The sequence below is a fragment of the Diaphorobacter sp. JS3050 genome (genome assembly GCF_013154915.1).
Classification (GTDB): Bacteria; Pseudomonadota; Gammaproteobacteria; order Burkholderiales; family Burkholderiaceae_C; genus Diaphorobacter; species Diaphorobacter nitroreducens.
In genome coordinates this window covers 1505952-1518618 of the sequence record NZ_CP053553.1, presented here as the reverse complement: position 1 = coordinate 1518618, position 12667 = coordinate 1505952, and the positions used below count along the sequence as shown (strand labels likewise).

11 protein-coding genes are annotated in these 12667 nt (G+C 66.6%); 6 read left to right on the top strand and 5 right to left on the bottom strand.

Features of this window, described 5'->3' with window-relative positions; all coding sequences use genetic code 11:
- Positions 1-31: 31 nt before the first annotated feature.
- Positions 32-1792, bottom strand: coding sequence for an arsenical pump-driving ATPase (gene arsA, locus HND92_RS07445; protein ID WP_172206641.1), 1761 nt, complete (start codon positions 1790-1792; stop codon positions 32-34).
- Positions 1793-1905: 113 nt separating this feature from the next.
- Between arsA and HND92_RS07440 the strand changes: the two genes are divergently transcribed.
- Genes HND92_RS07440 through HND92_RS07420 form a run of 5 tightly spaced genes read left to right on the top strand, consistent with a single transcriptional unit; the run spans position 1906 to position 5518 of the window.
- A complete protein-coding gene (locus HND92_RS07440) occupies positions 1906-2229 on the top strand; it encodes a helix-turn-helix transcriptional regulator (protein ID WP_015912969.1) in 324 nt (107 codons plus the stop codon).
- Between the two features lie 21 nt (positions 2230-2250).
- Entirely contained in the window at positions 2251-2736 is a 486-nt protein-coding gene (locus HND92_RS07435; protein WP_103737526.1) for an ArsI/CadI family heavy metal resistance metalloenzyme, read from the top strand.
- Positions 2737-2753: 17 nt separating this feature from the next.
- Positions 2754-3251: an arsenate reductase ArsC gene (locus HND92_RS07430; RefSeq protein WP_015912967.1), complete on the top strand. Its 498-nt coding sequence runs from the start codon at positions 2754-2756 to the stop codon at positions 3249-3251.
- A gap of 1 nt (position 3252) precedes the next feature.
- The gene (arsB, locus tag HND92_RS07425; RefSeq protein WP_172206640.1) at positions 3253-4335 is read left to right on the top strand and encodes an ACR3 family arsenite efflux transporter; all 1083 of its coding nucleotides are present in this window, start codon (positions 3253-3255) and stop codon (positions 4333-4335) included.
- A gap of 16 nt (positions 4336-4351) precedes the next feature.
- Positions 4352-5518, top strand: a complete 1167-nt coding sequence (locus HND92_RS07420) for an MFS transporter (RefSeq protein ID WP_172209195.1) — start codon at positions 4352-4354, stop codon at positions 5516-5518.
- A 46-nt stretch (positions 5519-5564) separates the two neighbouring features.
- On the opposite strand, the gene HND92_RS07415 is transcribed toward HND92_RS07420, so the two are convergent.
- On the bottom strand, positions 5565-6482 hold the full coding sequence (locus tag HND92_RS07415; RefSeq protein WP_172206639.1) for a LysR family transcriptional regulator: 918 nt from the start codon (positions 6480-6482) through the stop codon (positions 5565-5567).
- Between the two features lie 213 nt (positions 6483-6695).
- Between HND92_RS07415 and HND92_RS07410 the strand changes: the two genes are divergently transcribed.
- Positions 6696-8393 carry a thiamine pyrophosphate-binding protein gene (locus HND92_RS07410; protein ID WP_172206638.1) on the top strand — a complete coding sequence of 566 codons (1698 nt, stop codon included), beginning with the start codon at positions 6696-6698 and terminating at the stop codon, positions 8391-8393.
- A gap of 167 nt (positions 8394-8560) precedes the next feature.
- On the opposite strand, the gene gshA is transcribed toward HND92_RS07410, so the two are convergent.
- From gshA to HND92_RS07395, 3 genes are all read right to left on the bottom strand, one after another.
- Positions 8561-10093: a glutamate--cysteine ligase gene (gene gshA / locus HND92_RS07405; protein ID WP_172206637.1), complete on the bottom strand. Its 1533-nt coding sequence runs from the start codon at positions 10091-10093 to the stop codon at positions 8561-8563.
- Between the two features lie 172 nt (positions 10094-10265).
- Positions 10266-11180, bottom strand: a complete 915-nt coding sequence (locus tag HND92_RS07400; RefSeq protein WP_172206636.1) for an SDR family NAD(P)-dependent oxidoreductase — start codon at positions 11178-11180, stop codon at positions 10266-10268.
- Positions 11181-11234: 54 nt separating this feature from the next.
- The gene (locus tag HND92_RS07395; RefSeq protein WP_005801445.1) at positions 11235-12314 is read right to left on the bottom strand and encodes an IS630 family transposase; all 1080 of its coding nucleotides are present in this window, start codon (positions 12312-12314) and stop codon (positions 11235-11237) included.
- Between the last annotated feature and the right edge of the window lie 353 nt (positions 12315-12667).

Below are 12667 nucleotides of genomic sequence, written 5' to 3'. Positions count from 1 at the left end.
CTTGCATGCCAGGAAGGGCCGCCTCTGCAGGTCAAGGCTCCAGCAGATCCCCCAGCGCCTTTGCGCCCACGGGCGGGGTCGCCGCCCAGGGAATCAGATAGAACCGGCCTTGCGCCAATGCTTGAACCCGCTCCATCTGCCGCCTCTCGCTGTTCAACCGGGCCTGAAGAAGGGGATCGCGGGTGTTGCTGGCCAACAGTGACTTGTTGACCACCCAGGCAAAGGTGCCGATCCGGGCCCGCTGCAGGTCTTCCTTCAGCGCGGCGGCCTGCGACACCGGGGTGGCCTCGGGCAGCGTCACCAGAATGATCTTGGTGTAGTCAGGGTCCTGTAGCCGCATCAAGGGGGTGGTGATGCGCCCCGACGCCTTGCCTTCGAACTCCCGCACCATCTGGCGGTGGTAGGCGCCCGTGGCATCCATGAGCAGCAGCGAGTGGCCCGTGGGCGCGGTGTCGAGCACCACGAACGCACTGCGGGCCTGAGACACCACATGCGAGAACGCATGGAAGACCGCCACTTCCTCCGTGCATGGAGAACGCAGATCTTCCATCAACAGGTCCTTCTCCGCCGGGGTCATGCCGGCCGACTTGGCGGCAACGACCTTGTCCACGTATTTCTGGGTCTCTGCTTTGGGGTCAATGCGCCCGACGGTCAGGCCCGGGACCTCGCCGTCGAGCGTCACCGCCAAATGGGCGGCGGGGTCCGTGGTGCTCAAGTGCACGGACTTGCCGAGCTTGACCAGTCCCAGGGCGATCGCGGCGGCAATGGTGGTCTTGCCCACGCCGCCCTTGCCCATCACCATGATCAATCCACGCTCACCCCGCGCCAGCTCCGCCACCAGCGCGGACAGTTTCTGGTGCGCGAAGTCGGGCGCGTCCAGGACTGCCGCAGGCACCTCGGTCGGTGATGGCGACAGCAGCGCCCGCAGCGCCTGCAGCCCCACGGAATCGACGGGCCGCATGGGAATCTCGTCGGCCGCCAGACGTTTCAGCGCCTGCGGCATCTCCTGCATGGCCTCCTGTCCCAGAGCCTCGATGGCCAGGGCGACGGCATCGCGAGGGTCTTGCGCCTTGAAAACCGCGTTGATCACCAGGCGCTGGTGGGAAAGGCCCAACTCACGCAGTTCGTCTGAAGACCTGGCGGCTTCGTTGAGCGCTCCCGCCTCAGGCCGCGCCACCAGAACAATGGTGGTGAGCGAAGCGTCGTTCAGGGATGCCAGCGCCCGGTTGAAAAGCTGCTCCTGCATCTTCAACCCCGAATGCGGCCCCAGGCAGGATGCTCCGCGGTCATTGCCCTTGAGGAACCCGCTCCATGCCTTGGGCAGGCTGAGAAGCCTCAAGGTATGGCCCGTGGGGGCGGTATCGAACACGACATGGTCGAAATCCCGCCCTCCCTCCGACAGAAGTTGAGAGAACTCATCGAAGGTGGCGATCTCGGTGGTGCAGGCACCCGAGAGCTGCTCGCGCACGAGGTCCACCTCCTCAGCCGTAGCCTGTGTGCCCATCTGTTCAATGACGCGGGCACGGTAGTTCTGCGACGCGGCTTCCGGATCGATGTTCAGGACCATCAGACCCGGAACCCCCGGCACAGGAACAGGATGGTTGCACAGCGCAATGCCGAGCATTTCATCAAGGTTCGACGCCGCATCGGTACTGACCAATAGAACCTTCTTGCCCGCGTCTGCCAAGGCGATGGAGACGGCCGTGGACACCGAGGTCTTGCCGACCCCACCCTTGCCGGTGAAGAACAAATACTTGGTGGGCGCGTCCAGAAGGGTGAAGTGAGATGGCATAGGCGTTCGTGGTCAATGCACCGTATGGGCTGGGATAAGGGCGTGCCTCAGGCATGCGTAATGTTGCGCCAAAGAAATTTACAATACTTCCATTATCGTTGTATAGTCGTTTTATGCAAGAAATCGATGTCATCCGCTCCCTCGCAGCGTTGGCCCAAGAAGTACGCCTGCGGGTGTTTCGCGCACTGGTCGTGGCCGGCGCAGAGGGACTCACACCGGGCTCGTTGTGCGAGCAACTGGCGGTAGCACCCAACACCCTGTCCTTTCACCTCAAGGAGCTCGTGCACTCCGGCCTCGTCAGCCAGGAGCGTCAGGGGCGCAACCTGATCTACCGGGCCTCCTTCGACACGATGGACGATCTGCTCGGCTACCTCACGGAGAACTGCTGCCAGGGCGCGTCCTGCCTGGCGGAGACAGCAAAGAGCTGCGACTGTTGACCCACTTTTGAAGGAGAACCCATGAAGCGATTCCATGTCCACCTGCATGTGGAAGACCTGGCCCAGAGCATCCGTTTCTACTCCCAGCTCTTCGCGGCTGAGCCCGCTCGCGTGGAGGCCGATTACGCGAAGTGGATGCTCGACGATCCGCGGGTCAACTTCGCGATCTCCACGCGGGGCACCTCCCCAGGCTTGGATCACCTGGGCTTTCAGGTGGACGACGCCGCCGAACTGTCAGAACTGAAGGCCAGGGCCGCATCGGCCGACATGGCCCTGCTCGACGAAGGCGCCACCACCTGCTGCTATGCGCGCAGCGAGAAGCACTGGGTTACCGACCCGCAGGGCATCGCGTGGGAGCACTTTCACACGCTCGGCGACATTCCCATGTTCAACGAGTCCAGCCCAACGGCTGCCGCCGGCGCGTGCTGCGCGCCAAAGGCGCCTGCGGCCACGGCATCCAAGGCGCCCTGCTGCGGGCCCGCCACTTCCTCATCCACCTGCTGCTGATCCGCTGAAGGTCCTTCATGACGACGCCCTTGAACGTTCTTTTTCTCTGCACGCACAACTCCGCGCGCAGCATCCTGGCCGAGGCCTTGCTCAACGCCATGGCAGGCGGGCGCTTCAAGGCCTGGTCTGCCGGCAGCAGCCCGCGCGACAACCAGCAGCCGCATCCCCTGGGCCTGCAGGTCCTGCAAAAGGCAGGCGTCTCCACCGAGGGCTTGCGCAGCAAGAGCTGGGATGAGTTTGCCGCCCCAGGCGCGCCCACGATGGATCTGATCATCACTGTGTGCGACAACGCCGCGGGAGAGGTCTGCCCGATCTGGCCCGGGCACCCCGCAACGGCGCACTGGGGCTTCGCCGATCCTTCCGAAGGCGACGCGCCTGATTCAGAAAAGCTGGAAGCCTTCCGCCAGACGCTGCACCTGATCAAGCGCCGCCTGGACCTGCTGATCAACCTGCCCGCCGACAAGCTGGAGAAAGCGGTATTGCAGACCAGCGCCCGCGAACTCGCAGGGAAATGAAATGAGTACCCAGTGCGAAACCACCGCCCAACGCGCGGCAGGCGCTCCCATGAGCGTGTTCGAGCGCTATCTCACCGTGTGGGTGCTGCTGTGCATCGTGGTAGGCATCGGGCTGGGCCAGGCGTTTCCCGGTGCAGCGCGGACCATTGGGTCGTGGGAGGTGGCCCGCGTGAACCTGCCGGTGGGGCTGCTCATCTGGGTGATGATCATCCCGATGCTGCTCAAGGTGGACTTCTCCGCCCTGGGCGAGGTGCGGCACCACGTGCGCGGCATCGGGGTCACCCTGTTTGTGAACTGGCTGGTCAAGCCGTTTTCCATGGCCTTTCTCGGGTGGCTGTTCATCCGCCAGTGGTTTGCCCCCTACCTGCCTGCGGACCAACTCGACAGCTACATCGCCGGCCTGATCCTGCTGGCCGCCGCCCCCTGCACGGCCATGGTGTTCGTGTGGAGCCGCCTGACCGGCGGCGACCCCCTGTTCACGCTGTCCCAGGTCGCGTTGAACGACAGCATCATGATCGTGGCGTTCGCGCCGCTGGTGGCCTTCCTGCTCGGCCTGTCGGCCATCACGGTGCCATGGGACACCCTGCTCACCTCGGTGGTGCTGTACATCGTCATTCCGGTGGTGCTGGCCCAGTGGTGGCGGCGCGCCTTGCTGGCACGGGGGCAGGCCGCGTTCGATGCGGCACTCCAGCGCATCGGGCCGTGGTCCATTGCGGCGCTGCTGCTCACGCTGGTGCTGCTGTTCGCCTTCCAGGGCGAGGCCATCCTGCGCCAGCCCCTGGTCATCGCACTGCTGGCCGTGCCCATCCTGATCCAGGTGTTCTTCAACTCGGCGCTGGCCTACTGGCTCAACCGCGCGGCGGGTGAAAAGCACGCGGTCGCCTGCCCGTCCGCCCTGATTGGCGCATCCAACTTCTTTGAACTGGCCGTGGCCACCGCCATCAGCCTGTTTGGCTTCGAGTCGGGCGCGGCGCTGGCCACGGTGGTGGGCGTGCTCATCGAAGTGCCGGTGATGCTGCTGGTCGTCAAAGTCGTGAATTCATCCAAGGGCTGGTACGACGCGGGTGCAAAGCGTGCAGCGTAGAACCACCACCACGTTGATGCTGGGCGTGGCCCAGACACTGGCGTGGGCGTCGTCGTACTACCTGCCGGCCGTGGTGGCCGCGCCGATGGGGCGAGACGTCGGCATGTCCTCGTCGGCGGTGTTTGGGGCGTTCTCGATGGCGCTGCTGGTTGCCGCAGCAACCGGCCCCTGGGCGGGGCGCGCCATTGACCGGGCTGGTGGGCGGCCGGTACTGGTCGTCAGCAACCTGGTGTTTGCCGCAGGGCTCGCGGCGCTCAGCCTGGCCTCACAGCCCGCCCATGTCTTTGCTGCCTGGGCCCTGATGGGCCTGGCCATGGGCAGCGGCCTCTACGAAGCCGCGTTCGCCACCGTGGTCCGCCTGCATGGCCAGGACGCCCGGCGGGCGATCACCGGCATCACCTTGCTGGCAGGCTTTGCAAGCACGATCGGCTGGCCATTGACGGCCTCCCTGGAGTCGGCGTTCGGCTGGCGGCAGGCCTGCCTGACATGGGCGGCGCTGCATCTGCTCATCGGCCTGCCGCTGAACGCGATGCTGCCCACGGCCGCGCCGGCCGCTTCGGCCGGTGCGCAGGCCGCTGCGGCAGGGAGCCCTCATCCACAGGCAGCGGCAAGCCTAGCACCGGCCCGGCGGCGTGCGGCCGTGCTCATGGCCTGCGTATTTGCCATTGCGTGGTTCAACAGCACCGCGATGGCGGCGCATCTGCCGCAGGTCCTGCAGGCTTCGGGCGTGGCCTTGGCTGGCGCGATCGGCATTGCGGCGCTGGTGGGGCCGGCCCAGGTCGCGGGGCGATGGGTCGAATTCACCGTACTCAAGCGGTCGCATCCGCTGTTGTCAGCGCGGCTGGCCACGCTGGCGCATCCGCTGGGCGTCGTACTGCTGATGCTGCTGGGCAGCCACGCGGCGCCCGCGTTCGCCGTGCTGCACGGGCTCGGCAACGGCATCCTGACCATTGCCATCGGCACCCTGCCGCTGCTGATCTTCGGCGCACAAGGCTATGGGCAGCGGCAGGGGTTCCTGATGGTGCCCGCGCGCATCGTGCAGGCCGGGGCGCCGTTCCTGTTCGGGCTGGCCGTGGAGCGCTGGGGCGGCGCGGCGCTCTGGCTCTCCGCCACACTGGCGGTCCTGGCATCTTTGGCATTGGCCGCCCTGGCCGCAGGCATGAAACGGTCCGGCGACGCTTGACCGCTATTGCCAGGGAAGGTGTCCGCCCGCAGTGCGCACCATGCGCTCATCCACCAACGCGGCCCCGCTCCTGCTGGCCCGCCACCTCCCGCAGCCACGCCCTGATGGCCTTCACCCCCGCCGACTCTGCACGCGCCAGCGGCACCACGAGGTAGTACGCATCGCTGCTGGTCAGCACGCCACCGGGCAGCTCCACCAGCGCGCCGCTCGCCAATTCCTCCTCCATCAGAAACCGCGGCAGCAGGGCCACGCCCAGGCCGGAGATGGCGGCCTGGGCGATCATGGCGAACTGCTCGAAGCGCGGGCCGCGCAGGGCCTGGGGCGCGGGCACGCCCTCCTGCTCGAACCAGTCGGCCCACAGCATGGGGCGCGTGGTCTGGTGCAGCAGGGTCAGGCCGGCCACGTCGGCAGGGGTCTCGATGCGGTGACGGGTGCGCAGCGCGGGGCTGCACACCGGCACCACTTCTTCGTGCAGCAGGTAGTCGCACACGGCGCCGGCCCAGTGGGGCGCACCGTAGTGGATAGCGGCATCGAACGGTTCCTGGGCGAAGTCAAAAGGCTCGCCACGGGCAGAAAGATTCACCGTCAGCTCCGGGTGCAGCGCGGCAAACGCAGGCAGGCGCGGCACCAGCCAGCGCGCGCCCAACGTGGGCAGCACCGCCAGGTGCAGGAGTCCGCCGCCATCGGCCAGGGCCATGGCCTTCTGCGTGGCGGCACCGAGCTGCTGCAGCACGGCGCGTACGTCGGCGGCGTACAGGCGCCCCGCATCCGTCAACACCACGCGCTGGCGCACCCGGGTGAACAGGGCCTGACCGAGCTGTGCCTCCAGTTGGCGCACCTGGCGCGAGACGGCGCTTTGCGTGAGGTGCAGCTCCTCCGCCGCACGTGAGATGCTGGCGTGGCGCGCGGCGGCCTCAAAGGCGAGCAGGTCGGCCACGGGCGGCAGGAAGAGTTTGCGAAACATGGCGTTAATTCATGCAGTCAAAGAATGAACCCGACCAAGGCTTGTGGTAACGCATAAGGCGTCAGCGCTTGATCCATAAGCGCTGGCGGCAGGCAGGGCTGGGACGGGATATTGCCACTTGATGCGATTTAAGCAACAAGTCGTTCCGCTTTTTTGCTATGCAAGCGCGCATGGCTGGGCGATATTTGCAGCTTCGCCTTCTCTTGGACCTCCATGCCGCACACCGCTACCTCCACCGCCGCATCCCGCACGGGCGGGCAGATCCTCGTCCAGCAGCTCATCGTGCACGGCGTGCAGCAGCTCTTTTGCGTGCCGGGCGAGAGCTACCTGGCCGTGCTGGACGCCCTGCACGACGCCAACATCGCCGTCACCGTGTGCCGCCAGGAGGGCGGCGCGGCCATGATGGCCGAGGCGCAGGGCAAGCTGACCGGCCGCCCGGGCATCTGCTTCGTGACGCGCGGGCCGGGGGTCACCAACGCATCGGCGGGCATCCACATCGCGCACCAGGATTCGACGCCGTTGATCGTCTTCGTAGGCCAGGTGGCGCGCGGTGCGCTGGGGCGCGAGGCGTTCCAGGAGCTGGACTACGGCGCCGTGTTCGGCACCATGGCCAAGTGGGTGGTGCAGATCGACGATGCGCGGCGCGTGCCGGAGCTGGTCTCGCGCGCATTCCACGTCGCCACCTCGGGCCGCCCCGGCCCCGTGGTGGTGGCCCTGCCCGAGGACATGCTGACCGATGCCGTGCAGGTGGCCGATGCCCTGCCCTACACCGTGCCCGAGACCTACCCCGGCGCGCCCGCACTGCAGGCACTGGCGGCGCGGCTGCAGGCGGCCGAGCGGCCGGTGGTCATCGTGGGCGGCAGCCGCTGGTCCGACCAGGCGGTGCGCGACATGCAGGCCTTTGCCAGCGCCTGGCGGCTGCCGGTGTATTGCTCGTTCCGCCGGCAGATGCTGTTCCCGGCCAACCACGCCAGCTACGCGGGCGACCTGGGCCTGGGCGTCAACCCCCAGCTGCTGGCGCGCATCCGCGCGAGCGACCTGGTGCTGGTGCTGGGCGGGCGGCTGTCGGAGATCCCCTCGCAGGGCTACGAGCTGTTCGACATTCCCGTGCCGGCGCAGCCGCTGGTGCATGTGCATGCCGACGCCGACGAACTTGGCAAACTCTACCGCCCGGTGCAGGCCATCCACGCCACGCCGCAGGCCATGGCCGCCGCACTGGCCAGCCTGCGCCCCGCGGCCGAGCCGCGCTGGACCGCGCACACCGAGGCTGCGCGCGCCGAGTATCTTGCCTGGAGCGACCCGGCGCCCATCCGCATCCCCGGCAAGCTGCAGATGGGCGAGGTGATGCAGCACCTGCGCGCGGTGCTGCCCGCCAACACCATCTTCTGCAACGGCGCGGGCAACTTCGCCACCTGGGTGCACCGCTTCTGGCCGTTCACCACCTATGCGAGCCAACTGGCCCCCACCAGCGGCTCGATGGGCTACGGCCTGCCGGCCGGCGTGGGCGCCAAGCGCCTGTGGCGCGAGCGCGAGGTGGTGGTGTTTGCGGGCGACGGCGACTTTCTGATGCACGGCCAGGAGTTCGCCACCGCCGTGCAGTACGGCCTGCCGCTGATAGTGGTGCTGCTGGACAACGCCATGTACGGCACCATCCGCATGCACCAGGAGCGCGAGTACCCCGGACGCATCAGCGCCACACAGCTCAAGAACCCCGATTTCAAGGCCTATGCCCAGGCCTTCGGCGGGCACGGCGAGCGCGTGGAGCGCACCGAAGACTTCGCCCCGGCACTGGCACGCGCACGGGCGAGCGGGCTGCCGAGCGTGCTGCACTGCCTGATCGATCCGCAGGCGATCACACCCACGGGAACGCTGGATGGCATCCGGTCGGCGGCAATGGCGCGCAAGGGGTGATCTGAAGGGCTAAATGGGGCTTTGCGCTTGTGGGGCAAGCGCGGATAGCTATCGTTTTTGAGTTTGCCGCCGAATGCTTGGGTGCCGACCAGGTTATGCGCCCCCGCGCAGCAACATCAAAAAGAATAGCTGGCTGCGCTTACGCCATAAGCGCCGCCCTCAAAAAACTACCCCAACTGCTCGACCGCCATGAACCGCTCGCGCCACGCCTCGAACGGCAGGTCATCTGCCATTTCAATGGCCCGCTGCTCCTCCAGCGACCGCTCGGCCAGCGCCTGGTAGCGCGCCTGCTGCGACTCGCTCCAGGGCTGCCCCATCAGGATGTCCCGCGCCGACTGGGAATGCGCGAGTGCGAAGGCGGTGAAGTCGTTGTCATGCTGCTGTTGCAGCTCGGCCAGCACGCGCGCGGACGGTGTGGAGTGCGGGGCCGCCAGTGTCGCCTGGGCCGCCGTCAGCGCGTGCGCATAAGCCTCGCCGCCGTGGGCGGCATCCAGCGTGGCGGCGATGGGCGCGCATTCGGCCAGCACCTCGGCGGCCCAATCGGTCAGCAGCACACGCTGGCCGCGGCGCATGAGCTGCAGGCCGGCCTCGCGCCCGCGCTCGGCCGCCAGGTGCTGGTTGTTCTTGAGTTCTGCGATCTCGGCTGGCGTGTCGGGCGGGCTGTCCGACAGCAGGCAGTGCAGCAGGAACACGTCCAGCAGGCGCATGGTGTCGGCGGTGATGCCCACGGGCACGAACGGGTCCAGGTCCATCAGGCGCACCTCGACATACTCCACGCCGCGCTCGCGCAGCGCGTGCAACGGGCGCTCGCCGCTGTGGACGGTGCGCTTGGGCCGGATGGTGCCGTAGAACTCGTTCTCGATCTGCAGCAGGCTGGTGCCCAGCTGGTTGTAGTCGCCACCGGGATTGCGCACGCCGATTGCCTCGTAGGCCGGATAAGGCCGCGTGAGCGCCTCGTGCAGCGAGTCGGCATAGCCCTGCAGGCCGTTGTAGCTGACCGCCAGCGTGGCCTGGGCATCGCTCTGGTATCCCAGGCGGCCCATGCGCAGCGAGGTGGCATGGGGCAGGTACAGCGCGCGCTTGCCATCGCCCAGCGGCTGCAGACTATGCTGGCGCCCTTCGACGAAGCAGGGGCACAGCGCGGGCGAAGCGCCAAACAGGTACAGCAGCACAAAGGCATGCCGGCGGAAGTTGCGGATCAGCGCAAAGTATTCGTCGCTGCCCACACCCGGCAGCGACCAGTTGTAGTGGATGCCCGAGATGGTCTGCATGCGACGGCCGTAGCGGTGGCCCAGGCCCATGCGGTACACGCTCTTGGCGCGCCCCGGATTGGACGAGCCGTAGCGCGCCAACGGAATGGTCTCGTCCGTGGGCAGCATGCAGGGCATGCTGGACACCCAGAGCATCTCGCCGCCCGGCTGCTGCTGCAGCACGCGGTGCACGAACTGGTGGATCTCGGTCAGTTCATCCTGGCATTCCTGCACCGTGCGGTGGGCACCGGTGATGAGCTCGATCTGCGATTCGCTGTAGTCCGTGGTGATGCAAGGGTGCGTGAGGGCCGAGCCCAGCGCCACCGGATGGGGTGTGAGCGCCAGGGCGCCCGTGGGCAGCACGCGCAGCCCCTCCTTCTCGATGCCGCGGCGCATGCCTGCCAGCCGGTCGGCGGACAGGGCTGCGATTCGCTGTGGGAGTGTGCTCATGGTGGTGGTTGTTCCATCTTTTTTGAGGTGGGGTCGGAACTTAGCACGCCGCGCTGCGGCCTGCCTGCGCCCACATCAAGCGCCGGCCCGCCGCCGGGGAACTGCCACCGACCTCGGCACGGTCGCTCTTGGTACGGTAGCAGCCGGGCAGCACCGCCCCGGGCAGGCCATGTCAGCGGTGCGCAGCAGCCATGGCCTGCGCCACCTCGTTCGTGCCCTGTGCGGCGCCACTTTGCGGCACCTGCTCACCCGCTCCGCGGGCCGTCACCTCGGCCAGGCGCGCGGCCAATTGCTCCGGCACATCGGCACCTTGTCCCAGGTGGATGCCCTGGGTGAGCGTAATGTGCGCGGCCTCGAATGTGCCCGCGCCTGCACACAGAATGGTGCGCGTGGGCGCGCTCTCATGCGCCAGCACCAGCATGGCGGGTACCACCGCCTCGGGCTGGAGGGCAGCCAGCACTTCCTCGGGCATCAGGCCCTCGGTCATGCGGGTGGCGGCCGTGGGTGCCAAGGCGTTCACATGGATGCCGTACTTGGCCCCTTCGATCGCCAGCGTCTGCATCAACCCCACCTGGGCCAGCTTGGCCGCGCCGTAGTTGGCCTGGCCGAAGTTGCCGTACAGGCCCGTGGAGGACGTCGTCATCACGATGCGCCCATAGTTCTGCGCCTGCATGTGCGGCCACACCGCCTTGCAGCAATGGGCCGCGCCCATGAGGTGGACCTGGACCACGAGGGCAAAGTCCGCCATGTCCATCTTGGCAAACGACTTGTCGCGCAGGATGCCGGCGTTGTTGACCAGGATGTCCACGCGACCCCACGCGTCCATGGCCTGCTGCACCATGGCCTGCACGGCCGCGAAATCGGTCACCGACGCACCGTTGGCCAGCGCCTCGCCGCCTGCGGCGCGGATCTCGTCCACCACGGCCTGCGCGGCGGACACCGAGCCGCCGCTGCCGTCCACGGCACCGCCAAGGTCATTGACCAGCACCTTGGCGCCACGCGCTGCCAGCGCCAAAGCATGCTGACGGCCCAGGCCGCCACCCGCACCCGTCACGATGGCCACACGGCCGTGGAAATCAAGGGACATGTTGAAGTCTTTGAACGAAGGATTGCCACTAGTGTGGTGTCTCAAAAGTAATCATCAAATAATGGTACTCGCTGCCCGCGCCACAGATGCCAAGATGGTGTCCGCACTTTTATGCCACACGAACGGCTTGGGATCCTCGTTGTGACGATCAATGTATTCCCGTATGGATTGCTCCAGCTGAGCAACGCTGGTGTGGGCGCTGCGCTTGATCCACTGCTCGCTGATCTGGCTAAAGAAACGCTCGACCAGATTGAGCCAGGACGCTGAGGTGGGCGTGAAGTGAACGTGGTAGCGAGGATGGGCTGCTAGCCAGGCCCGCACTGCCTGCGTCTTGTGCGTGCCGTAGTTGTCCATGATCAGGTGGATGTCTTGTTCGCCTGGCACCGCTGCATCGATGGCTTTGAGGAACTGCAGGAATTCCACACTGCGGTGACGGCGCTTGAGCTGTCCTATGACTTTGCCAGTGGCCACATCCAGCGCTGCAAACAGCGACGTTGTGCCATGGCGCTTGTAATCGTGCGTGCGCGTGCTGGGTTTGCCAAACGTCAGTGGTAACCCTGGTTGGGTGCGATCCAGAGCCTGGATCTGGCTCTTCTCGTCCACGCACAGCACCAAGGCGCGATCGGGTGGTGCCATATACAGCCCCACCACATCCCGTACCTTGTCCACGAAATGGGGATCCGTCGATAGCTTGAAGGTTTCTTGCAGGTGCGGCTTCAGCCCAAAGGCATGCCAGATGCGCTGCACCGTCGCGGGCGATACGCCAGCGTGCCGACTCATCTGGCGCACGCTCCAGTGCGTGGCGTTGTCAGGCTTGCTCTGGCGAACCTTGTCCACAATGAGCTGAACCTGCTCGTCGCCCACACTGCGCGGGCGGCCAGCGCGCGGGGCATCGGTCAAACCCGCCAGACGATACGCCCGGTAGCGCCGCCGCCACTTGGAGACAGTTTGCACCGTCGTGCCCAAGCGTTGGGCAATCATGGTGCCCGACTCCCCATCTGCGCAGCCCAGCACGATTCGCATGCGCAGCTTCTCGTCCTCGGGCGCTTTGCGTACGCGCAGTCGCGCATGCAGCTCTGCGCGCTCGGCATCGGTGATCTGCAGCTTCGTGGCGGGGCGTCCAGGGTGGGCCATCAGCGTAGTCTCCTATAAGGAAGCTGATTCGACCAACACCGGTCAAAATAGTTCTATCTATTTTTGAGACACCACACTAGGGCCTGTTCACACTATTTTTGCCAGTGCGAATGGCGTGAAAACCGCGCCAATCTAGGCGCGTGACGACGCCAAGGCCGGGGCCTTGGCTAGGAGGGCAACGACGAATGGCGCGGTTTTCACTCCGTTCCCTCCGGGTTGCGATCAAAAAGGGCCATTCGCGGCGTTGCCAAGCCTCGCTGGGGTAGCACCCCAGCTTCGTTTGGCGCCTTGCGCCTGGCCCTTTTTGATCGCAACGCATCTGGCAAAAATAGTGTGAACAGGCCCTAGACACG